Source organism: Paenibacillus sp. CMM36, assembly GCF_053570945.1.
In genome coordinates this window covers 25825-49746 of sequence record NZ_JBSEDY010000016.1, presented here as the reverse complement: position 1 = coordinate 49746, position 23922 = coordinate 25825, and the positions used below count along the sequence as shown (strand labels likewise).

The 23922-nt window shown below is 46.3% G+C and carries 22 protein-coding genes and 1 pseudogene; 1 reads left to right on the top strand and 22 read right to left on the bottom strand.

The features are described from left to right. Positions 1 to 36: 36 nt before the first annotated feature. The 16 genes and pseudogenes from fliJ to ACWA2B_RS23480 all read right to left on the bottom strand — a co-directional run bounded on the left by fliJ (position 37) and on the right by ACWA2B_RS23480 (position 17021). The gene (fliJ, locus tag ACWA2B_RS23555) at positions 37 to 480 is read right to left on the bottom strand and encodes a flagellar export protein FliJ (protein WP_029516992.1); all 444 of its coding nucleotides are present in this window, start codon (positions 478 to 480) and stop codon (positions 37 to 39) included. Positions 481 to 490: 10 nt separating this feature from the next. Then, positions 491 to 1810, bottom strand: coding sequence for a flagellar protein export ATPase FliI (gene fliI, locus ACWA2B_RS23550; protein WP_029516991.1), 1320 nt, complete (start codon positions 1808 to 1810; stop codon positions 491 to 493). Then, positions 1797 to 2632 (bottom strand): annotated as a pseudogene (locus ACWA2B_RS23545) (FliH/SctL family protein). Before ACWA2B_RS23545 ends, fliI begins: the two are co-directional and overlap by 14 nt. Next, positions 2625 to 3641: a flagellar motor switch protein FliG gene (fliG, locus tag ACWA2B_RS23540; RefSeq protein WP_013309887.1), complete on the bottom strand. Its 1017-nt coding sequence runs from the start codon at positions 3639 to 3641 to the stop codon at positions 2625 to 2627. Before fliG ends, ACWA2B_RS23545 begins: the two are co-directional and overlap by 8 nt. 11 nt (positions 3642 to 3652) lie before the next feature. Then, complete coding sequence (gene fliF / locus ACWA2B_RS23535) at positions 3653 to 5236, bottom strand: flagellar basal-body MS-ring/collar protein FliF (RefSeq protein WP_013309886.1); 1584 nt, start codon at positions 5234 to 5236, stop codon at positions 3653 to 3655. Between the two features lie 35 nt (positions 5237 to 5271). Next, the gene (gene fliE, locus ACWA2B_RS23530; RefSeq protein ID WP_029516989.1) at positions 5272 to 5586 is read right to left on the bottom strand and encodes a flagellar hook-basal body complex protein FliE; all 315 of its coding nucleotides are present in this window, start codon (positions 5584 to 5586) and stop codon (positions 5272 to 5274) included. A 39-nt stretch (positions 5587 to 5625) separates the two neighbouring features. Continuing rightward, positions 5626 to 6078 carry a flagellar basal body rod protein FlgC gene (flgC, locus tag ACWA2B_RS23525; RefSeq protein ID WP_029516988.1) on the bottom strand — a complete coding sequence of 151 codons (453 nt, stop codon included), beginning with the start codon at positions 6076 to 6078 and terminating at the stop codon, positions 5626 to 5628. A 6-nt stretch (positions 6079 to 6084) separates the two neighbouring features. Further along, positions 6085 to 6492 (bottom strand): flagellar basal body rod protein FlgB, encoded by a 408-nt coding sequence (flgB, locus tag ACWA2B_RS23520; protein ID WP_013309883.1) that lies wholly within the window; start codon positions 6490 to 6492, stop codon positions 6085 to 6087. Positions 6493 to 6901: 409 nt separating this feature from the next. After that, entirely contained in the window at positions 6902 to 8302 is a 1401-nt protein-coding gene (hslU, locus tag ACWA2B_RS23515; protein WP_342425956.1) for an ATP-dependent protease ATPase subunit HslU, read from the bottom strand. Between the two features lie 36 nt (positions 8303 to 8338). Then, positions 8339 to 8881 (bottom strand): ATP-dependent protease subunit HslV, encoded by a 543-nt coding sequence (hslV, locus tag ACWA2B_RS23510; RefSeq protein ID WP_013309881.1) that lies wholly within the window; start codon positions 8879 to 8881, stop codon positions 8339 to 8341. Positions 8882 to 8907: 26 nt separating this feature from the next. Next, positions 8908 to 10248 (bottom strand): FADH(2)-oxidizing methylenetetrahydrofolate--tRNA-(uracil(54)-C(5))-methyltransferase TrmFO, encoded by a 1341-nt coding sequence (gene trmFO, locus ACWA2B_RS23505; RefSeq protein WP_449292668.1) that lies wholly within the window; start codon positions 10246 to 10248, stop codon positions 8908 to 8910. A gap of 27 nt (positions 10249 to 10275) precedes the next feature. Continuing rightward, a complete protein-coding gene (gene topA / locus ACWA2B_RS23500) occupies positions 10276 to 12378 on the bottom strand; it encodes a type I DNA topoisomerase (protein WP_318626672.1) in 2103 nt (700 codons plus the stop codon). A 351-nt stretch (positions 12379 to 12729) separates the two neighbouring features. Next, complete coding sequence (gene dprA / locus ACWA2B_RS23495) at positions 12730 to 13848, bottom strand: DNA-processing protein DprA (protein ID WP_029516984.1); 1119 nt, start codon at positions 13846 to 13848, stop codon at positions 12730 to 12732. A 226-nt stretch (positions 13849 to 14074) separates the two neighbouring features. Continuing rightward, positions 14075 to 15004: a succinate--CoA ligase subunit alpha gene (gene sucD / locus ACWA2B_RS23490; RefSeq protein WP_029516983.1), complete on the bottom strand. Its 930-nt coding sequence runs from the start codon at positions 15002 to 15004 to the stop codon at positions 14075 to 14077. A 49-nt stretch (positions 15005 to 15053) separates the two neighbouring features. Then, complete coding sequence (gene sucC, locus ACWA2B_RS23485; RefSeq protein ID WP_029516982.1) at positions 15054 to 16214, bottom strand: ADP-forming succinate--CoA ligase subunit beta; 1161 nt, start codon at positions 16212 to 16214, stop codon at positions 15054 to 15056. Between the two features lie 336 nt (positions 16215 to 16550). Then, a complete protein-coding gene (locus ACWA2B_RS23480; RefSeq protein ID WP_209948035.1) occupies positions 16551 to 17021 on the bottom strand; it encodes a MarR family winged helix-turn-helix transcriptional regulator in 471 nt (156 codons plus the stop codon). A gap of 147 nt (positions 17022 to 17168) precedes the next feature. On the opposite strand from ACWA2B_RS23480, the gene ACWA2B_RS23475 reads away from it, so the two are divergent. Further along, positions 17169 to 17597, top strand: a complete 429-nt coding sequence (locus ACWA2B_RS23475) for an organic hydroperoxide resistance protein (RefSeq protein WP_209948033.1) — start codon at positions 17169 to 17171, stop codon at positions 17595 to 17597. 280 nt (positions 17598 to 17877) lie between these two features. Here ACWA2B_RS23475 and ACWA2B_RS23470 read toward each other — a convergent pair whose 3' ends face one another. The 6 genes from ACWA2B_RS23470 to ACWA2B_RS23445 form a co-directional block, all read right to left on the bottom strand. Next, positions 17878 to 19497, bottom strand: a complete 1620-nt coding sequence (locus ACWA2B_RS23470; protein ID WP_412178732.1) for a YifB family Mg chelatase-like AAA ATPase — start codon at positions 19495 to 19497, stop codon at positions 17878 to 17880. Positions 19498 to 19658: 161 nt separating this feature from the next. Further along, positions 19659 to 20210 (bottom strand): nitroreductase family protein, encoded by a 552-nt coding sequence (locus ACWA2B_RS23465; RefSeq protein WP_134904001.1) that lies wholly within the window; start codon positions 20208 to 20210, stop codon positions 19659 to 19661. Between the two features lie 155 nt (positions 20211 to 20365). Continuing rightward, positions 20366 to 20749: a YraN family protein gene (locus tag ACWA2B_RS23460; RefSeq protein WP_039274735.1), complete on the bottom strand. Its 384-nt coding sequence runs from the start codon at positions 20747 to 20749 to the stop codon at positions 20366 to 20368. After that, a complete protein-coding gene (locus ACWA2B_RS23455; protein ID WP_023988176.1) occupies positions 20749 to 21048 on the bottom strand; it encodes an EscU/YscU/HrcU family type III secretion system export apparatus switch protein in 300 nt (99 codons plus the stop codon). Before ACWA2B_RS23455 ends, ACWA2B_RS23460 begins: the two co-directional genes overlap by 1 nt. Continuing rightward, on the bottom strand, positions 21045 to 23171 hold the full coding sequence (locus tag ACWA2B_RS23450) for a DNA ligase (protein ID WP_449292667.1): 2127 nt from the start codon (positions 23169 to 23171) through the stop codon (positions 21045 to 21047). The genes ACWA2B_RS23455 and ACWA2B_RS23450 overlap by 4 nt, the downstream gene beginning before the upstream one ends. Before the next feature lie 92 nt (positions 23172 to 23263). Then, on the bottom strand, positions 23264 to 23911 hold the full coding sequence (locus ACWA2B_RS23445) for a ribonuclease HII (protein WP_081112524.1): 648 nt from the start codon (positions 23909 to 23911) through the stop codon (positions 23264 to 23266). Between the last annotated feature and the right edge of the window lie 11 nt (positions 23912 to 23922).

Sequence of the window (23922 nt, the reverse complement as noted above, 5' to 3'; positions counted from 1 at the left end):
TCAGGCAGCTGATATGCGTATCCTATGACTTTCCGCTTACCGGGCTTTCATGGCAAATCGCACGGAAGCCATTTCATCCAGCTCGTTCTGCTCGCGCAGGAGCACTTCCTGTTGGAATTTCACGTTGGCCTTCTCTCTCGCTTTCAGCCAAACCTGTTCATCCAGCATTTTATCGGTCAAAACGGTTTGTTTGCTTTGCACATTTTGCTGCGCATATTGAACATCCCTATGCTTGCGTGTAATACATTGGTCCAGATGATTAACATAAGCCTGTAATTCCTGAATGGTAGAGAGTGGTGCGCAATCCTCGGCAGCCTTTTGAATGGCTGATATGACTCGATTCCTTTCGCCTACAAGCTGTGTTAATGTCTGCTCCTCAGCCTGCAATTGTCCAACAGCACTGGAAAGCAACCATTCGGCCTGTGACTTTTCGTTGGTTTTCAAGTCTACAACTTTCTGAAAGGAATACTGAAATCTCATCGTTCAACCTTCATCTCCTCGTAAATTCAGAAATCAAACGCTCTCTTACCTCGTCCAGCTCAGCCTTTTCATCTGTTCTTTGTCTTGTAAAATCCCATATATCCCGTATACGCTCCATGGATTCGTCAATTTCTGCATTTGAACCCTGCTGATAGGCCCCAATATTAATCAGGTCCTCCGAATCTTTGTAAATGGCCATCAAGCGCTTAATGTTCTCGGCAGCGTCTATCTGATCTCGTGGTGCGATATCCTTCATAACCCGGCTAATACTCGCTAACACATCGATTGCCGGAAAATGTCCTTTGTTCGCAATTCCACGATTCAAGACAATGTGTCCATCCAAAATCCCGCGCACCGCATCCGCGATGGGCTCGTTCATATCATCACCATCGACCAGTACCGTATAGAAAGCGGTTATGGAGCCAGTAGGGCCTGTCCCTGCACGTTCTAGAAGCTTAGGTAGACTAGCAAACACGGAAGGTGTGTACCCTCTCATTGCCGGTGGCTCCCCTACGGCTAGGCCGACTTCACGTTGGGCCATCGCATACCGGGTAACTGAATCCATCATCAGCATGACATTCAACCCGCGGTCCCGAAAATATTCCGCGATCGTCGTTGCAATAAGTGCACCCTTAATACGGATTAACGCAGGTTGGTCGGAAGTTGCCACAATGACCACGGAACGTTCTAGTCCCTCCGGACCTAAATCCCGTTCAATAAAGTCCAGCACCTCGCGTCCACGTTCCCCGATCAAGGCGATTACATTCACATCAGCTTCCGTATTACGGGCAATCATTCCCATCAAGGTACTTTTACCTACACCCGAACCTGCAAAAATACCAACCCGTTGTCCTTTACCGATAGTAAGCAACCCGTCAATAGCGCGCACCCCGATACTGATTGGTTCCTGCACACGCGGACGATTCAGCGGATTGGACGGAATATTGAAGGTTGAATATCTCGCCATTCGCGAGGGAATCAATGAGCCATCCAGAGGCTGACCCAAGCCGTCCAGCACCTTGCCTAACAGTTCCGACCCGACCTGCACATTCAACGGCTTCCCTGTTCCTACTACATCACAACCGGGACCAATGGATTGCAGTTCTCCAAGTGGCATTAGAAGCACTTTATTGTCCCTGAAGCCTACAACCTCCGCTTGCAACGGCTTTGCCGTTTTACCCGGATAAATGTAACAAACATCCCCGATACTGGCATCTGGACCTTCCGATTCAACCATCAGGCCGATAACCTGCGTAACCTTGCCATTTACCCGAACCGGGTCCAGCTGGCGCAAATGATCCATGTAGCGCTGCGTATTAAGCCCCTTCATGTCTTCGCTCCTCATTCTCATGTGCCAGACGCAGTAGTTCCTTTTTGATCTCAGCTAATTGCGTATCAATCCGCGCATCCACGCTCCCAAAAGAAGAACGGATAACACAACCGCGATCTTTCACGGTACCATCAGGAATAATTTGCAGTTCTGCCTGCGAATCGACAGTTAATGACAATTCTTCTCGTGCACCTTGCACAAATGCGAAATGCTGAGGCGACACACACAATGTAATGGTTCCTTTTTCCCGCTTACGAGCCAAATTTTTACGAATTAATTCTATCGTGTAGTCCGGCTCAAGGCTAAGCTGTTTCTCAATGACCTTCTCAGCAATAGCACTACTCAGTTCAACCAGAAAAGGCTCAGCTTCCTGAATTAGTTGTTCCTTTATCTCATAGGCCTGACGTAGAATATCCTGTGCTTCTTCCATCATCTGCTCTGATTTCGTCTGAAGCTCGGCCTCAGCCAGCTTCTGACCTTCTTCATATCCTTGCTGAAACCCATCAGCCTTTAACGACTGAGTCAGCTGATCGTCATGCTCGCGTCGCTCCTGCCACCAGCTTCAATCTGCTGCTGCGCCTCCTGAAGCATCCGTTCCGCTTCTTCAGCTGCCTCGCGAACCTGACGTTCGGCAAAATCCTTAGCATCTTTCAGCATTTCATCCCGTAGCCGTTCAGCCTCATGATCTCGCTGAGGCTCCGGCTCCGTATATTCAGTTGTGATTTCTTCGTCCGTCGTTTCTGGCGCATACGTATGTGCCACATCAATTGTTTTCAAAGCCTCTACAGGAACATATTGGAAAGATTTAATCAAGTTAGACAATGATGTCATCTCCTCCGCCGCGTGCGATTATAATCTCACCGGCCTCTTCCAATCTGCGGATCGTCGATACGATACGTGTCTGTGCTTCTTCCACATCACGCAACCGCACCGGTCCCATGTACTCCATTTCCTCTTTGAAGGTTTCTGCCATACGTTTCGACATATTTCGGAAAATCACATCACGTACTTCTTCACTGGATACTTTAAGCGCCAATTGCAAATCTGCATTGTCGATATCGCGGACAATGCGCTGAATGGAACGGTTGTCCACATTGACGATATCCTCGAACACGAACATTCTTTTCTTAATTTCCTCAGCCAGTTCTGGATCTTGAATTTCAAGCGAGTCGAGAATCGTACGTTCGGTTCCGCGGTCTACGCCATTCAAAATCTGAACAATGGACTCGATACCACCTGCATTCGTATAATCCTGCGTCGCGGTTGCAGACAGCTTTTGCTCCAACACTCGTTCCACCTGGGAAATAACTTCCGGAGATGTACTGTCCATGACAGCGACACGCCGGGCCACATCTGCCTGCTTTTCCTGTGGCAGAGACGACAGAATTGCAGCCGCCTGCTCGAATTGCAAGTACGAAAGCACGAGAGCAATCGTTTGCGGATTCTCATTCTGTATAAAATTCAATATCTGGTTTGGATCAGCTTTGCGGGCAAAATCGAAGGGTCTTACCTGTAACGTCGCTGTTAGACGGTTAATGACCTCAACTGCTTTTTGCGATCCGAGTGCTTTTTCCAATATTTCTTTAGCGTAATTAATACCGCCTTGGGAAATGTACTCCTGAGCCAAACAAATTTGATGAAACTCGGCCATGATGGAGTCCTTCTCAATGGCATCGACCTTCCGCACATTGGCAATTTCCAATGTAAGTTGCTCGATCTCCTCATCACGCAAATGCTTGAATATTTGAGCAGATACCTCTGGTCCCATTGTGATCAGAAGTATAGCTGCTTTCTGTCTTCCCGTTAAACCTTGACTGCTTGCCTTTGCCAATGAACTCACCTCTATTCGTCAGCCAGCCATGTACGAAGCAGATTGACGAATTCGTCGGGTTTCTTTTTCGCCAGACTTTCAAGCTGTTTACGCACTTGACTTTCATTTGTCACACTTTCCATGGTAATAGACGGGAACTCCGTCGGCGTTGGCATAAGTTGCAATTCTTCATCCAACTCTTCTTCCTGCTTACGACGACCGCGTACGATGAGGAAGATTACACCCGCCAGCAGTGCCAGAACAGCAGCTCCGATGCCCCATAGCCAAGGGTTGGAAGCTGAGAAGAATGTATTTGTGCTCGCAGGCGCCGGAACTGCTTGTGAGAACACCGAAACCTTCTTAGCCAAATCAGCGTCTGTAATTGTAGTACCAGAATTCGCCAACGACGCTCTTACGATATTAACCAAAATATTTTGAATTGCTGTCTGAGTTGCAGTATCCAACGTTTGCTGACCTGTTGGTGGTTCAACTGCTACATTAATGGTTAAATCTTTTACAGTATACGGACTTTGGATAATATCCCTTGCAATTCGGTTAACTTCGTAGTTAATCGTACTTGAGCTCTTATCTGAGCTGGTATTGCCGGAATTAGCTCCTCCGGGGTAGCCCGGAACATCCTGTGTTCCTGTTCCTGCAACTCCTCCGGTTTGTCCACTACTACCTGTATAGCTTTCCTGAATTTGTTGGGCGCTAATTTCAATACCCTTCATTTTCGTTTGGTCAACAGGTGTGACCATTTGTTCCTTTGATGTTACTTTGTCGAAATTTAGCTGGGACATCACAAGTACATTTACCTTGTCGTCTCCAACAATTTTCGACAAAAATTGTTGAACATTATTCCTTACATCGCTCTCAAACTTCTTCTGTAGAGCCATGTTTTCTTGAACACCACTAGTGAGCCCACCTTGGCCGCCCTTGGCTGTTGGAATCAACTCATATTCCTTATTAGTGATCGTAATGTTTTCCACTGGAAGATTCGGTACTGCCGTTTTTACCAGATTAAAGTATCCATCGATCGCCTGCTGATTTGGAGTAAAGCCAGGCTCGAATTCCATTTGAATCGAAGCGGAGGCTTTGTCCTTTTCCTCAAGTCCGGCAAAAATGTTTTCCTTTGGCATATTAATGACAGCTTTGGAGCTTTGGACACCATCCATCCGTTCCAACAGTTGCTGTATTTCGCCGTTCAATGCATTATTGTACTTCACATTGAACTCGTTCTCCGTCATGCCAATGGCAGAGGAGGACTGGTCAAAAGCGCTCATGCCGATTGAACCCTTCTGAATCAGGCCTTGAGACCCAACATCTACCTTCGCCTTATCCGCATTAGCGGTTGGGACTGAGATTTGTGTCCCACCAGCATTAAGTTGATACGGTATACCCGCAGAATCGAGATATTTAATGACTCCGGCAGCATCGTTAGCATTTAAATCTCGGAAAGCCACTTCATACTCGGTTTTGGTAAACTGCATCGTTAGCACTACAACAGCGATAATGATGAATGCTAATGTCGAAACAAGTAATATCTTCTGTTTTTTGCTAAAATTATTCCAATACCCGGAAATCTTATCCCGATATTGGGCGATTCTCTCATTCACTCCGTCACCCCATCCGAAACTTTGCTAAACCCTCTTTACATCTGTGTACGCATGATCTCCTGATAGGCTTCGATCGCTTTGTTTCGGACCTGTGTAGTAAGCTGCAGGGAAAGCAGCGCTTGTTGGGAAGTGATCATGACCTGATCTACATCAACTTTGCCTGCCATGAATTGGTCGGACATCTGGTGCGTAGCGGCTTCCTGCTGCCCTACTTCATTGAGAGCATCCTTTAGGAAGGAACCAAAGTCCTTCAAGGATTCGGAAGGCGTCGCTTTCGCCAACTCATTGTTAGGCGATTGAATCTGCTGTATTACCGGTGTCTGTACATTAAACATGGCGTTCTGAATCATGTTTTACTCTCCCTATTAAGTAATTAGTAGTCCTAGAGCTTAGCGACCGATTTCAAGCGCTTTGGAAACCATAGCCTTTGATGCATTCAGAGCTGTTACATTGGCTTCGTATGAGCGTGTTGCGGAAATCATGTCGACCATTTCTTTCATAATGTCTACATTAGGCATATATACATAGCCATCTTTATCAGCATCCGGGTGACCCGGATTGTACACAGGCTTCAAAGGTGACTGATCTTCCTGAATTTGCGAAACCTTAACGCCAGCAGCGCTAGTTCTACTTCCTTCCATTTGAGCCTTCAAAACATCGGCAAAGCCAGATTGGTTCGGCTCCAAAACAACCGTTTTTCTCCGATATGGAACTGCTTGTCCATTCTCTACTTTCGCCCGAGTTGTCTCTGCGTTGGCAATGTTGCTAGATATAACGTCCATCCGCAACCGTTGGGCCGTAAGAGCAGACGCACTAATATCAAAGCCGTTGTTAATCTTCACCTATTCCTATCTCCCTTCTACCGCTGTTCTCATCATCTTGATGCGCTCATTAATTTCTTGGATGTAGGTATTATATCTTAGTTGATTTTCAGCCATAAGACTCATTTCTCTGTCGATATCTACGTTGTTCATATTGTTATTCATGACTGAGTACCCATCTTTGGTGACCGTGGCATCTGGAATGGAGTTCACAGGTCCTATTTGAAAATGTCTTGAATTGGTTACTTTTCCACGTAGTGGTGTGACATCCCCGTCCATTTGCTGCTGAAGCAGTTCTTCAAATGAAACCTCCGAACGCTTAAAATACGGGGTATCCGCATTGGAAATATTGTCAGCCATCACACGTTGTCTCGTATTTGCCGCCTGTACACCTGCCTGAAGCTTTTGAAAGCTCATATCACCCAGCAGATTCATTTAGCTCCTCCCTCCCAGCGTCTACTCCAAAGTAAGATTCAATAAAACAAGATTTTTCACTTTTTTTCGACAATAAAATTTCATAATTATACATTTCTTTTAGGTCTTAAGTAGAAAATAATAACTTTCTGTCATATATTCTAAGTTTCGTAGAGTTGGGACCTAATTACAATAAGAAAAAAGCCCTATCTTTTTAAAAAAAGAGGGCTTTAGATGCATAAATTGTTAAATTTTTCAGGTTTTTTTCAAGAAAATGAATGTTTTCTTAGCACTTTACACCTGTAAAAGATTATACGTCCTACTTTTGGAATAGACAGAAAAATCATCAACTTGACCATTTTCTAGGTCTAAATGACGGTGCAAGATAGTGTTATTCTGGACCACACACCCTATTTTTAGAAAACCCTATTCATAAAATATACTGACTAAGGTCCCTGTTTTGGGCAATATCTCCCAGCTTCTCACGTACATATTCCGGGGTAATGATCATACGATCCAATGTAAGCTCTGGTGCTTCAAACGACAGATCCTCCAGCAGCTTTTCTAGAATGGTATGCAAACGACGTGCGCCAATATTTTCGGTGTTGCGATTTACAGACTCAGCAATACTGGCAATCTCACGAATCGCTTCCGCAGAAAATTCGACTTCAATCTCCTCGGTACGGAGTAGATCAGTGTATTGCTTGGTCAGCGCATTTTTAGGCTCCGTCAGTATCGACACAAACTCATCCAAAGTCAGGCTACTTAATTCCACACGGATTGGAAAACGGCCCTGAAGCTCAGGGATCAGGTCAGATGGTTTTGCAACATGAAAAGCTCCTGCAGCAATAAACAGAATGTAATCTGTTCTTACCGGACCGTATTTGGTCATGATGGTAGATCCCTCGACAATAGGTAAAATATCGCGCTGGACGCCTTCTCTCGACACATCGGGGCCACTCCCCTTACCCTGGCTGGCAATCTTATCTATTTCATCGATAAAAATAATACCCGATTGCTCAGCACGCTTCACAGACTCCTGAATCACATCGTCCATATCGATCAATTTGGCGGCTTCATCTTGAATCAACACCTTGCGAGCTTCCTTGACTGGCAGCTTGCGCTTCTTCGTCCGCTTGGGCAGAAAACTTCCGAACATCTCCTGCATATTCATACCCATTTGTTCATTCCCTTGCCCAGCAAACATATCGAGCATATTGGGTGCAGTATCCTCCACATCAATCTCTATGACATCATCCTCAAGCTTACCGGACAACAGATCGAATTTAACCTTACGGCGCTTTTCTGCCAAAGATCCATCCTGTTGTGGTGGTTCTTCTTCTATCGAAGTTCCCGTGTTATTGCCAAACAGCATTTCAAAGGGATTACGTTGCGATTTGTTTGACTTTTCTGCAGGTACAAGGATGCTGACAATCCGTTCATTTGCCATGTCCTCCGCTTTGTCCTTCACATTCTCTGTTCGTTCCGACTTGACGATGCGAATGGAGGTTTCCATCAGATCACGCACCATGGATTCCACATCACGACCGACGTAACCCACTTCTGTAAATTTGGTCGCCTCTACCTTGACAAAAGGAGCCCCCACGAGCCGTGCAAGTCTACGTGCAATTTCAGTTTTACCCACACCAGTTGGTCCGATCATCAAAATATTTTTAGGCACAATTTCATCCCGTATGTCATCCGGCAGCTTGCTACGCCGATAGCGGTTGCGCAAGGCAACAGCAACAGATTTTTTCGCTTCCTTTTGTCCGACAATATACTTATCCAGCTCGGATACCACTTGTCTGGGCGTCAACGATTGATTATTCATTTTGCACTCCTCCACCCTTGAATACTCAGAGCCGATTTACAGTTCTTCCACGATAATCTGATTGTTCGTATACACACATATTTCCGAAGCAACCTCTAGCGCTTCCCGTGCCATGTCCTTTGCTTCCATGCCAGAGCCATGGCGTTTGAAAGCGCGGGCAGCAGCCAATGCAAAATTGCCACCTGAGCCAATGGCAAGCACATCATCATCCGGCTCGATAATTTCGCCGCCTCCAGAAATGAGCAGCATCCCGGAAGAGTCCATCACAATCATAAGCGCTTCCAGTTTACGCAGGATACGATCCTGACGCCAGTCCTTGGCCAGTTCCACGGCTGCTCTTTGAAGATTTCCGTGGTGTTCCTCTAGCTTATTTTCAAACTTTTCAAATAACGTGATAGCATCGGCCACCGAACCCGCAAATCCTGCAACGACCTGACCACGATACAATCTGCGTACTTTTTTTGCCGTCTGCTTCATTACAACACTGTTACCGAACGTTACCTGTCCATCACCCGCAATAGCTCCTTTGCCATTGTGGCGTACAGCGCAGATGGTGGTAGCATGAAAGGACATATCCATAACGCGCTCCTCCTTTTCCTTCATCCCTATGCCTGTACTTCAGCTGATATAACTCCCGTTTCATTGATATAACCGCGCAAACTTTCCAACGCGCGACTAGCGAGAGCTTCATTCTTTTCCTTTTTGTTACGAATCCGTTTTTCCAACTTTGGAAGCAAACCAAAGTTTGCATTCATCGGTTGAAAATGTTTAAAATCAGCGGTCGTAATATACCGCGCCATGCTGCCTAATGTCGTTTCTGCAGGAAATACAAACATTTCCTGTCCACGTGCTGCTCGTGCCGCATTCATCCCGGCCAGCAGACCAGAAGCTGCCGACTCCACATATCCCTCTACACCGGTCATTTGTCCGGCGAAGAATAGATTACTTCTTCCCTTGAACTGATAGGTTGGATGAAGTTGCTGCGGTGAATTAATAAAGGTATTGCGATGCATCACACCATAACGTACAAACTCTGCCTCTTCAAGACCCGGAATCATTGAAAATACACGCTTTTGCTCCCCCCATTTGAGGTGAGTCTGGAAACCAACCAGATTATACAGCGTTCCTGCAGCGTTGTCCTGCCGAAGCTGAACAACTGCGTGAGGCAGTTCACCTGTATGCGGATTTACGAGACCCACAGGTTTCATAGGTCCGAACAATGCCGTTTGTTTCCCACGTTGCATCATCACTTCGATGGGCATACAGCCTTCAAAATAAATTTCTTTTTCGAATTCCTTGACTTGCGCTACCTCAGCCGTAATCAGAGCCTCATAAAAAGCATCAAATTCCGCTTCGTTCATCGGACAATTCAAGTACGCTGCTTCTCCCTTATCATAACGGGAAGCCAGATAAACCTTGCTCATGTCGATAGAGTCCTTTTCCACAATCGGGGCCGCCGCATCGTAAAAATAAAAATACTCCTCTCCCATCAGTGATTTAATCTGTTCCGACAAAGCTGGAGAAGTTAAAGGCCCCGTCGCAATAACCACAATACCGTCCTGTGGGATTTCCTGAAGCTCTTCACTAACAACCTCGATCAAAGGATGTTGATGAAGCGTATCAGTAATATGACCGGAAAATCCGTCACGATCTACTGCCAATGCACCGCCAGCCGGAACAGCATGACGATCTGCTGCGCTCAGAATCAAGGAGTTCAGTATTCTCATCTCTTCCTTCAGTACGCCTACTGCATTCGTTAGGCCGTTTGCCCTCAAGGAATTACTGCATACCAGTTCGGCAAATTTATCTGTATGATGTGCTGGTGTTTTTACAACCGGCCTCATTTCATATAACTTGACTGGCACTCCACGGCTTGCAATTTGCCAGGCAGCTTCGCTGCCCGCCAAGCCTGCTCCGATGACCGTTACCTTTTGTAGTTCACTCACGTTTAAATCCCCCTGCTAATGTTGTTCTTAAGAAGTCTCTACACTCTCATCGCTCTCTTCCAGCATTTCGCTGTGATCGCAGACAGTACAGTTGAGCTTCGTTCCTTGTTTCGTACGTTTTTCAACCATTAGGCTACTGCAACTTGGGCAAGGCTTAATGGACGGTTTATCCCAGGATACAAAATCACATTCCGGGTAGCGGTCACATCCGTAAAAGATACGTCCCTTTTTACTTCGTCGTTCGACAACATGTCCCTCACCGCATGTAGGACAATCAATCCCGATATCCTTAACAATTGGCTTTGTGTTACGGCAATCTGGAAAAGCAGAACAGGCCAGGAATTTACCAAATCGGCCAAGCTTATAGACCATTTGGCTGCCACACTTATCACAAATGACATCGGATACTTCATCTTTTATTTCAATTTCTTTCATTTCTTCTTCAGCCACTTCAAGTCGCTTCTCGAATGACTCGTAAAAGTCACTCAACACCTTGACCCAATTACCTTCGCCTTCTTCGACGTGGTCAAGATCACCTTCCATATGAGCTGTAAACTCCACATTCAAAATCTCTGGAAAGAACTCCTCCATCTGTTCGATGACCAATTCGCCCAGCTCTGTAGGGAAAAACTTCTTCTCTTCAATAGCAACGTACCCACGTTTCTGAATGGTTTCCAGCGTCGGCGCATACGTACTTGGACGTCCTATACCCAGTTCTTCCAGCGTCTTAACCAGTCGCGCTTCCGTATAACGGGGAGGCGGTTGTGTAAAATGCTGCTTCGGCTCAACTGCTTCTTTTTTTAATTTATCGCCTGGTTGAAGTGGTGGCAGCAGTTTATCTTCTTCGGTTTTACCGTCGTCATTTCCCTCTACATACACTTTCATGAAACCTGGAAAACGAACCTTCGAACCTGCTGCCCGGAATATCGTCTCACCCGCTTCAATATCTACGGACAAAGTATCCATAATAGCAGAAGCCATCTGGCTGGCCATAAAACGTTCCCATACCAATTTGTACAAACGGAACTGATCCCGACTCATAAACGGTTTAACTGTTTCCGGTTCGCGTAACGCAGAGGTTGGGCGAATCGCTTCATGCGCATCTTGGGCGTTGGCCGCTTTTTTTGAATATTGACGAGGAGTTTCAGGTACAAAAGCTTCGCCATATTTTTGAATAATTAATTCTTTCGCTTCCTCTTGTGCTGAAGCGGCGATCCGTGTGGAATCCGTACGCATATACGTAATTAGACCCACGGTCCCTTCTTTACCTAAATCCACACCCTCATATAGCTGCTGAGCTACAGACATCGTTTTAGAAGCACGGAAGTTGAGCTTACGAGCCGCCTCCTGCTGCAAGGAACTTGTTGTGAATGGAGGAGAAGGATTGCGTAAACGCTCTTTCTCTTTCACATCGCGCACCTTGTAAGGCGATTTTCCGATAGCTTCCAACACTTCTTGTACATCCGCTTCGCTGGAGAGTTCTTTCTTTTCACCACGCAGCTTATGAAATTTCGCTTCAAAGGTGCTGTCTTTAATAGCTAGTTTAGCTGTAATCGTCCAGTATTCTTCCGGTACAAACTCACTGATCTCGTTTTCCCGGTCCAGAATAATTTTCACCGCAACCGACTGCACACGCCCAGCGGATAGGCCCTTCTTTACCTTTTTCCAGAGCAACGGGCTGATTTTGTAGCCTACAAGTCGATCCAGTATCCGTCGTGCCTGTTGAGCATTGACCAAATCCATATTGATTTTACGGGGTGTTTTAAAAGCATCTTTGACAGCCTGCTTTGTAATTTCATTAAATACAACACGGCAATCTGCCGTATCGTCCAGTTCCAGCGCATGCGCTAGATGCCAGGCAATAGCTTCACCTTCGCGATCCGGGTCAGCCGCTAGATATACTTTTTTTACTTTTTTTCGGGCATCCTTTAATTCTTTTAGAATTGAGCCTTTACCTCGAATGGTAATGTATTTGGGATTAAAATCATTTTCGACCTCTACGCCGATCTGACTCTTCGGTAAATCCCTGATATGACCCATGGAAGCCTTGACGATATATTTGCTGCCTAAGTATTTGCCGATCGTCTTCGCCTTGGAAGGCGATTCCACGATGACGAGTGAATCCGCCATAGGCTCTTCCTCCTCTCAATTACACACATGAGTATGATAGACTTCCTGAAATGTGGTGAGCTATAGTTCGTAGAGAAGCTACACGATGGAATTGATCTTACAATTGCTGTTGTAACGAAATTCTTAGATTTTATAAACCTTCGATAAAGTTAGAATTCCATTACAAAGGCGAACGCTGTCGCTTTTCCAAGTTCAAATCCAACGCTTCACTAGTACGAGCTATAAATTCAACACATTTCAGGAAGTGGGGAAGGAGTAGGAATCCGCGGCGCGGATAAATGCCATACTGCCCTCCACCTGATGTTTAAAATTAAATTTGTGCATTTACTAAGGACTTTGCAAAAACAACTACTAAATAAGCTTGTATTTTGTGCCCGCTAGCTGGGCGATCCTTTTTTTTATGATTAACGATAACAGAACTGCGTGTAAAAGTCCAAAATCCCATGCCGTAGCATCGAGCAGTTCATCCAGAGTCATGGTTCCCTGTTCGAGCAACAGTATGACACGGTTTTCCTCAGAAGTCTCACTTTCTGGCAATTTGGAGACCTCCTTCAGATTAGGACTCTGCTCTCTATTGTATGAAGAAACCTCCCTTGTACGCAAATCCGCTTCATACTCCTCAATAATATCCGAAGCTTCAGTGACTGTTTTGGCTCCTTGCTTAATCAAGCTCAGCGTGCCTCTACTCTTCGGTGACGTAATGGGTCCGGGAACAGCAAACACATCTCGATTTGCCTCTAGCGCAGCATCAGCTGTAATCAAAGAACCGCTTCTTGCATCTGCTTCGACGACAAGCGTTCCCTTCGTTAGGCCGGCTATAATCCGATTACGTTGTGGAAACATTCCCGGATGCGACCTTGTGCCTGGAGGATACTCTGATACGATCAAGCCTTTGCTAGCCAGCTCTGCAAATAAAGACGCATTTTGGGGAGGATAAATTTGATCGATCGCTGTTCCCAGTACACCAATCGTGTTTCCTCCCCGGCGCAGGGCTGTTTCGTGACAAATACTGTCAATTCCTCTCGCCAATCCGCTAACTATTGTAATCCCTGCATTACATAATCCCTCTGTTAGTATCTCCGCTGCTCTACGTCCATAAGCGGTGGGAACGCGAGTTCCTACCATGGCTACAGAACATGTATGCAAAAGTGATTTATCCCCTATTGTATACATTACCCAGGGTGGATCAACTGTTTCCTTCATTAATAGGGGATAATCCTCGTCCACATAAGTTACCGTTCCAATATCACCGGATTGGACTCGCTGATATCGTTCATGCACCCATTCTTCATCGTAACACTGGGCCGCAATGCGTGCCTGAGCAGGGCTTAACCCTATCTCAATCCATTTTTGTTCGCTAAAATGCAGTAGCTCATGCAATTGATAGTCACTCGACCAAATACGCTGGATTGTTTTTCTTCCGATTCCCTCTAACTCATGTAAGCCTAACAAAAGCCATCTTTCTTCCAAACTATGGTTCCCCCATTCACGGAAGAGTGAACCCTCCCTTATTTTGTGGCACAATGAGTCATTTTGCAAGCGTTTCCCTGATAAGCCTGTCTTAACGCAAAAAAAGCAACCTTTTCATCCCCTGTTTCAGAAGATAAAAAGGTTGCTTACCTTTCTTTCATTATACACTAGCCTGCGGCAAATTTCGATGCGTTTTATGGCCTGTATATTAATGAAGGAACACGATTTAATGTGTCGTGCACAAATTCAAAATACCACGTGCTTCCAGCACACTTACCAGTGTCGAGCCCATTTCGGAAGGAGTCGGTGCCACCTGGATCCCGCAGGCTTCAAGCGTGGCGATTTTCTCTTTAGCCGTTCCTTTTCCGCCAGAAATAATGGCACCAGCATGCCCCATCCGTTTACCCGGAGGCGCAGTCACACCGCCGATAAAACCAACCACCGGCTTCGTCATATTGTCCTTGATCCACTCAGCAGCCTCTTCCTCGGCTGTACCCCCAATTTCTCCAATCATAATGACAGCGTGAGTGTTGGGGTCCTCATTGAAACGTTGCAAAATATCAATGAATTCCGAACCTTTAACGGGGTCACCGCCAATACCAACAGCGGAAGATTGTCCTATACCCCGGGTCGTTAACTGATGCACTGCTTCATAGGTCAAAGTGCCACTACGTGACACAACACCTACATGACCTGGTAGATGAATGTAACCTGGCATAATACCGATTTTACATTCTCCTGGTGTAATAACACCTGGACAGTTAGGGCCAATCAGAACGGTCTTTTTACCTTCCATAAAACGTTTGACCCTAATCATATCAAGCACCGGAATGCCCTCCGTGATACAAATCACGAGATCTAAATCCGCATCTACAGCCTCCAAAATGGAATCTGCTGCAAAAGCCGGTGGCACGTAAATCACGCTCGCTGTTGCGCCAGTAGCTTCCTTGGCTTCGCTCACTGTGTTAAACACTGGCAATTTGACCTGTTGTCCGTTCTCCAGTGTAATTTCTACCTCGGTGCCCCCCTTACCTGGAGAGGTGCCACCTACCATTTGTGTACCGTAATCAAGTGCACCCTTGGCATGAAACAACGCCGTTTTTCCCGTAATCCCCTGTGTAATCACCTTTGTATGCTTATCGACCAAAATACTCACGATCTTCACATCCCCTATCGTTTATTCGGCATATCGGAATGCAAACAGGCTATTGAACAAGTTCGACGATTTTTTGGGCGCCATCCGCCATAGAATCGGCTGCCACGATATTCAAACCGGATTCCGCTAAAATCTGTTTACCGAGCCCAACATTCGTCCCTTCAAGACGGACAACAAGCGGACGAGTCAGCCCCAACTGTTTGGCAGCCTCCACGACGCCGTTCGCAATGATGTCACACTGCATAATTCCGCCGAAAATGTTCACGAAAATACCTTCTACCTTCGGATCGGACAAAATGATTTTGAACGCTTCGGTTACCTTTTCCGTCGTCGCACCGCCCCCCACGTCCAGGAAGTTGGCCGGATCGCCACCGTAATATTTGATAATATCCATGGTTGCCATCGCCAAACCCGCACCATTGACCATACAACCAATATTTCCGTCCAGAGCGATATAGCTTAGATCGTATTTAGATGCCTCAATTTCCTTCTCATCCTCTTCATCCAAATCACGCAGTTCCAAAATATCCTTGTGACGGAACAATGCATTAGAATCAAAATTCAGTTTGGCATCCAACGCCAGTACATTCCCATCACCCGTAACGACTAAGGGATTGATTTCTGCAATCGAACAGTCCTTGTCCACAAAAGCTTCGTATAGTGCCAACATAAACTTGACCGCTTTGTTTACCAGTTCATTAGGAATATTAATGTCATACGCCAACTTACGGGCCTGATACACCTGAAGCCCAATCGCTGGATCAACAACCGCTTTAAAAATCTTCTCCGGAGTAGCTGCAGCCACCTCTTCGATTTCCGTACCACCTTCTTCTGAGGCCATCATTACGATACGTCCAGTCGCACGATCTACGACAACACCGACGTAATATTCTTTACGAATATCGCAGCCTTCCTCAACCAAAAGGCGTTTGACCTCTTTACCTTCAGGTCCAGTCTGATGCGTCACCAGCACCTTACCCAAAATTTCAGCAGCAAAAGTCCGCACCTCATCCAAACCTTTGGCAACTTTCACGCCACCCGCTTTACCGCGTCCACCAGCATGAATTTGTGCTTTTACCACCGTAACAGCGCTCCCAAGCGATTCTGCCGCAGCAACGGCTTCCTCCACCGTATAGGCAACCTTACCGTTCGGTACAGCCACTCCGTACTGTTTCAATACTTCTTTACCCTGATATTCATGGATATTCATTCTGGAATCCTCCTATCAACATGACTGCAACAAGGGCGGTTCACAAGGAAATCTATACTAAACCTACATCATTGTAACATGTTTTTAAAACGCTTTCCTTATAATTTAACCTTATGAATTACAGTATTTTGATATCATTATCATTCCCAAAATCGAATGTTTGGATATTATTGGATATTATATATAATACAAATTCACACAAAAAAAGCACCTCTACAATATGGGATTACTAATCCGCATTAAGAGGCACTTTATTTCTTCAAGCATGATTAGGTATTTTTTCTTTCAGTGGAGATTAACTCATGCCGTAAGATTCGCAGAGCAACTGAAAATACCTTATGATTTTTCGATTTGTACATTCGCTTGATGAACACGATCGAGCAGATCATTGAATTGGAGCAGAAGCGACCCAAATTGATCATGGGTCATACTTGTTTTTTCCTGGATGCATCCAGGTACAGACAGAGCTTTTTCCCGTAATGCGATTCCCTCTGTCGTCAAAGAAATCAGCACCTTACGCTCATCCTGAGTGGAACGCTTTCGATCGATCAGCCCGGCGTTCTGCAATCTCTTCAATAGCGGAGTTAGTGTGCCGGAGTCCAAATATAGTGCCTCACCTAATTCCTTCACTGTACACTCTTCACGCTCCCAGAGCACGATTAGCACCAAATATTGTGAGTACGTCACACCGAGCTTTTCCAGATAAGGCTGGTATAGCTTCGTAATCTCTCTGGAGCATGCATATATGGCAAAGCATAACTGATTATCAAGTTTCAACGCTGCGTGTTCATTGAAGTTATTTTCCATACTGTCTAGTCACCTACTTTCGTCATTATTTTAGCACATTATATAGCAAAGTACATTCTAATTGCATAAAATACTTTACAAACAATAATTATTTTGATAAATTAAATTGTGTAAAATATAAGTTAAGCGAGAGGCAGTGATTGGATTATGATGACCATTCAACAAAAAATGTATGAAACAACAGTAAAAGCGGTTGGTGGACGTAACGGTTATATCGAGTCTTCTTCCCCTGAAATTCGTTTAGATATTGATACCCCAAAAGAAATGGGCGGCGCAGGCGGTGCTGGTACGAATCCAGAGCAATTGTTCGCAGCAGGCTATTCCGCTTGCTTTGATAGTGCCTTAAATATGGTTGCCCGCATGCAACGTGTTAAGCATGAAGGTACTGAAGTAACGGCTACGGTCCATTTCGGCAAAGTGGAAGACGGTGGTTTCGGAATCGGAGTAAACCTCGACATACTGGTCAAAGGCGTCGATCATGAAACTGCAGTAAAACTGGTGGAAGGCGCGCACGAACAATGTCCATACTCCCGCGCTACCCGCGGAAATATTGAAGTGAAACTGAACGTTTTGTAACATAGAGTTAGAATGAATTTCACAACAAGCCCCTGAACCGTATTGGTCGAGGGGCTTGTTGTTTTTCCATCAAGTAACATGGGAGATGATGCATAATCGTATATACGAAATTGATATACTCATAGTATAATCACTATTGTCATAATCTTTTTTGCTTCTCCAGGTCTTTTTGCCTGGAGCTTTTTTTTGTCCTTATTTCCGTTTTCTCTCGTATACATATCCTTTGGAAAAACTTTTTCATAAAAATGATCGTGCTGTATCTGCTAATTTTATCGCCTTTTTACATTTCGGGAAAATTGGAATTTGCTCTATCCATCTGGCGGTATTGAATAGCTTCAGCCACATGTGAAGTCGTAATTTTCTCTGACTCATGTAAGTCTGCAATGGTGCGGGACAGCTTGAGAATTCGATCATACGCACGCATGCTTAAACCAAGTGCATCCATCGTCTGGTCAAGCAACTCCGCTGCATTTTGTTCTAATACCGCATATTTACGCAGCAGCTGACCGGACAGCTCACTATTCCATGAAAAAGGAAGCTTGCTGTATCTGCGGATTTGTATTGCTCGAGCAGCCAACACCTGCTTTCTCATATCAGCAGACGACAGTGATTCTTTTTCCTCCCGCCAATCCTTCGGCTGCGATACTTCAAGCTGAAGATCGATCCGATCCAGCAGTGGACCGGAAATACGTGAACGGTAGCGGGCTACTGCTGCAGGTGAACAGGTACAGCGCTGATGTTCCGTATCATTTCCGAAAAAGCCACAGTGGCACGGATTTAAAGAGGCAGCAAGTAAAAAATGCGCCGGATACTTAAAAACAGCACGTGAACGACTGATCGTGACATTGTGGTCTTCCAATGGTTGGCGCAGTACTTCTAGTACATGACGGCTAAACTCAGGCAGTTCATCCAGAAATAAAATCCCTCGGTGTGCAAGACTGATTTCTCCTGGTTTGGGTATGCCTCCTCCGCCTACCAATCCAGCAGCAGAGATCGTATGATGAGGCGAACGGAAGGGACGAACATGCATGAGATGGGGCGATGACTCCTTCCATTTTCCTGCTGCGCTGTATACCTTGGTCACTTCTAGCGACTCCTTTTCAGTCAAAGGCGGCAGGATAGAGGACAATCTGCGGATGAGCATCGTTTTTCCAGCACCCGGCGGCCCCATAAGCAAAATATTATGCATTCCTGCTGCAGCAATAACTAACGCACGTTTGGCGTGTAGCTGACCCAGCACATCGCTGTAATCCTCCATATTACTGGCTAGTTCCTCTTGCTCGCACAACGCTATATGCTCTGCTTGGGATAAATGGTCATAGGAATGGATTATAACTTGTTTACTGGCAGTACAATTTTGATTGGTCACTTGGCCGTCCGGGGTGTCTTGTACATGCTCATTAACCGGGATAAGATCCACCAGATGGCGTATAGCGTAAATACGTATATCCGCAATTAGACGAGCCTCGCTTGCGTTTTCTTGAGGAAGCAGCACGGAATCGAATCCTTCTCGCTTGGCCAGATCAACCATAGACAACACCCCATTTACAGGACGAATGCTGCCATCCAGTGCCAGCTCGCCAATAAACAGCGTTCGTTCCCCTACTGGTAAAACAACCTGTCCGCTGGTTGTCAGCAAGCCTAAAGCGATAGCAAGATCAAAAGATGAGCCTTCCTTACGCAAATCTGCAGGAGCTAAGTTAATCGTGACACGCTGGGACGGATATTTGAAACCGCAGTTTTTGATTGCTGCTCTCACACGCTCTACTGCCTCTCGAATCGCTGAATCTGGCAATCCGATAATTGCGGTCTGAGGCAAGCCATTGGACAAATCAGTCTCAACTTCGATCAGAACGCCATCTATCCCATATAGGCAAGCTCCATGTAATTTTCCATACATATCAAAAAAGCACCTCTCCTCATATTGAAATGTCCCTCTCGGGAATCATTGCCTATATGAAAAAAGGTGCTTCCAAATTTTCATTTATTGCAAATATAATGTTCTAATTTTAGCTCCGAACATGCTTTCAAAATTCTTGACTAAGTTTATCTAACGAAAGATTATTTGTCAAACAAGGTCAGCTTATCGGCTGCCGGAGTACGTGGCCTTGATTCTGGGATAACGTCAGGATAGCCTGCATATATCATTCCTATTACCTTCTCACCCGGTTGGATTCCCAAATGTTCACGGAACTTAGGCGAGTATAAAAATGGCTTTGTCACCCAAAACGTTCCGATCCCTTTGCTCCATGCAGCAAGCATAAAGTTTTGAACAAGCGCGCTGACTGCTGCAAAATCCTCATCCCAAACCGCTTGACGCGGATCTTCTTCCATCACCACTAAAAGCTGAATCGGGTTGTGCAGAATTCCACTCTCAAACTTGTTGTCTTTACCAATATCGGCTGCAATGGCTTTTGCAAGCTTTTTCCGTCCTTCGCCAGCAAACAACAAAAAACGCCACGGTTCACGCATTTTATGATTAGGAGCCCACACAGCGACGTCCAACAGTTCTTTAATTGTATCTACCGGAATGGAGTCGGATTTAAATCGTTTAATCGTTCGACGTTCCTGAATTACATCTATGACATGTTCACTAAAGGTATGCTTTGTCACGTAAATCCTCCTTCACAGGTACAACTTCTCGATATTCATTTTAAGATGAAAATGATAACTATTCTCAATAAAATATACCTGTAGCTTTCCTTTCTGTCAACCTGCACATTTGAATTCAGTCCCGCACTCTTACCTTCGCAAAAGCTCTTACTCTTTTAAAATGCACCTATTAAATGGTCCGTAACAACTGCCTTTTCGTCAGTTAATTGTACAGAAATCATGTCAAAGCGGATTGGAGCATCTCCAATCCCATTCATATGCAAATATACAGCAGCTGTTTGGCGAACTTGGGCTATTTTACGCGCAGTAACTGATTCTGCTGGCGTTCCATATTTGGAGCTACTACGACTACGTACCTCAATAAACACGAATGTATGCTCCTGCTTGGCAATCAGATCTATTTCACCACTGCGGCATCGCCAATTACGCTCTATGATACGGTAACCCAAGTTTTCTAAAAACAAAGCCGCTGCCTCTTCGCCCATCGCTCCTTTGGCTTTCCGTTGATCCTTGCCTCCAGCCTTCATCTCATTCCTCATCACCAGTCATCCCTTGATGCAAGTCGATCCATTTGATAAATATAGGTAAGCACCTCTGCCACCAACTGATAGAGCTCAGCAGGGATTTGTTCGTCCAAATCAAGTTTGGATAGTACTTCAACCAGCGCAGCGTCCTCCTGTACCGGAACACCATGTTCTTTAGCTTTTTCTAAAATGCTATCCGCAATACGGCCGCTCCCTTTGGCAACGACAATCGGTGCTTCGCTCTCACCAGGCGTATATTTAAGGGCGACCGCCTTCTTTATGGAAGGAGAAGGAGGCTCCAACGGCTCTTTCATATTTTAAGATCGACTCCTTTATACGGCTGAGGTACATAGCTTTGTACTTCAGAAGAGACGAGGCTGTTCTGTTCAGTCCTTATAGGCATGGGCTCGGTACGAAGCGATAGAAGTTGGTATCCTAGTGACTCCAATGCTGTGTGAATGGACTCACGCCCACTGGTTAACAACGATGCCGCCCATTCATGATCATTATGGAGCTTGACACTTACAATCCGATCTACAACCTGGACATCTACCAGGGTCCGTCCAAGCCCCTTCATGTCCAAATCAAACCAAAGACGACAGTTGGAGGCGTCCAGTTCTCCCCGTTTGCCGCGGCGAGACTGAATCTGGATCGTAGCTGTTTCACGACCGTCCGGTCCAACGAACGGTATAAACATGTGTACTTGTGCAAAAGGCGCCGTTCGGTCTGTATTGAGCAGCAACTGCTGACCTGTCAGGTGCTGTACAACCTGCTGAGCCGCCTCTTTCAAAGCGGGCGGCAGGTCGTCACTGCTCATCAGCTGGAGCAGCGCACCTTTTACGGTGGCTGCGTCTGCTGACACTGTGTCGCCTGACGTAGCCGCTAATCCCGGCAGTGTCTGGGGCATTCCCTCTGGCGACCCCATACGTGCCGTCGCCCCTTGCGCGACCTGTGTAGTCGCGCGGTGCACTTGCTGCTCATGCTCTGCACCGAGCAGCTTCAGTACGCGGCCCACCCACGGATCCTCCGTGGGGGTGAGCTGCGGGCTGGATGCCGCAGGCTGTGAAGCAGCGGCATCCGCAGTCCGCGAGGCGCCAGCCGCCGGCTGCGCTACCTCTCCCGTGGACTGGTCTGGTGCAGCCGTGCTCAGTTCGGGTGGCACGGCTGCACGCAGCTCTTGCAGCAGGAGGCGCAGCCGCTGGAGCGGCGCCTCTGGCGCAGTAACGTTGTTCGCCGCGGATGGTAGCGTAGAGCCAGCGGCTTGCTGTGCGGAAGGACGGTCTGCCATGACTGCGTTTAAGGCAGACTTCGTCCCCGTAGGCTCTGCCGTGGCCGGAGTTGGAGCACCATCGGCATCCTTAAGCTGCGTACCTGCCGCAGTAGCTTGCTGTTGTTGCTCCGCTTTGACGCGGGAGCCGTTTAATGCATCAGCAGCGCCCGATTCAGACGCATTGGCACCAGCATCCAATACCACTGGCGCTCCTCGCCCGCTAACTGCTTGCGGTTCTTCTGAAGCAGTCCCGTTGGATGCAAATGCAGTAGATCCCGCCGAAGTATCCGAATCTGTAGCCAAAACACTCGCTTCGCTTACTGTAGCAGCGAGATTGGCTGCCTGAGTCCCTTTTAACAATTCCTTGCCACCTGTGACTTGTTGTCCTGTTTCTGCCTGTTTTGTAGCAGCAGAGGCAGAAGCATCCTTGGACAATGTTAAAGCTTGGCCTTCCTGTCCATCTGCAATCACCACAGAAGAAGTGCCTGTTGGACTAACTGACGTTCGGTCAGTGCTTTTTATTGTGGCTGCTTCCCCTACTGAACGGTCAGTAGGCGTTCCCTGTCCTTGCTGCTTTAACACCGCTTCAAGTTCTTGCTCCAGCGAAGACAACAGATCATTTAAAGGAGGCCCAAACATCGCTTGACGCAATCCGTTTATGCTTTCTGCCGTCAATGGAAGTCCCCGCTGAAAAGCAACTGCCGCCGCCTGCACAAACGTTCCCAACTGTACATTGCCACTTTGCTTCGCCATAGCTTCTCGCAAAGAAGCCGCATTTTCAGATGTCAACGGCACACCATTCTTTTGCATTGCCTGTATAAGCTCCCTGTTCTGAGCTGTATCCGGCAGTCCCACCGATTCCAATACATCTGTCAGCGCTACGGTTTGCTGTGGTGTATTGGCCACATCGTTCAAAGGTTTAAGCACCGTCATTCCGCTGGGGGAAGCCGGTTGAACCTGAAACGTTGTAGTCTGCCCAGGTTGAAGAGGGGTCTCCAGCTTTGCCCTGACCTGAGAACCTTGTATTTGCAATACAGCCTCGTCGCCGTCCTCAGACACCTTTAATACGACTCCTCTTACGACCTGGCCTGGCTGCATATCAAGTTTTTTTGCCTCTCCCGCCTTCACATCTCCAAGTAATCCCCGAAATACAGATCCGATGTTCATATCGCCCCTCCTCTCACTCTCCCCCTACTCAAAAGGGGCTTATGGTATTAGTTATCCTTTATATCGGCATTGTCCCGATTCATAATAAGTAATCACAGATCAAACAGCGTCGGTTGCTCCGTCAACAGATTTCCCAGAAAGCTGCGTCTATGCATCTTTGTAGGTCCTAGCGCCAAAATTTGTTCCCTATGCAACTTGGTAGCGTAACCTTTATGTATACCGATCCCATATTCCGGATACTTCGCATCCCATTCACCTTTGCACAGCCGATCACGGGTTACCTTGGCGATGATAGAGGCCGCCGCAATAGACTGACTGTTCGCATCTCCTTTAATAATAGAGAGCTGAGGAATAGGCACATCTACCTTTTCTGCATCCACCAGTAAATAATCAGGAGACACATGTAAAGCCTCAATAGCCTGCTTCATAGCCAAACGAGCTGCTTGCTTAATATTGATATCATCAATCGTCTGCGCATCTACATAGCCAACTCCTACAGCAATGGCCTTCTCCATAATCAGCTCGTAGTACGCTTCTCTCTTCTTATCCGTCAATTTTTTGGAATCATCCACACCTTCCAGTAACTCACCCACTGGTAAAATGACTGCTGCGGCCACAACATCACCAAACAGGCATCCGCGACCTACCTCGTCAATTCCTGCAATCCGCTCACAAGACTGCTCCCAGCATTTTTTTTCATAATGTAGCATGTCCTTCACTACAATCTCTTTATCTTCCATATTCAATACCT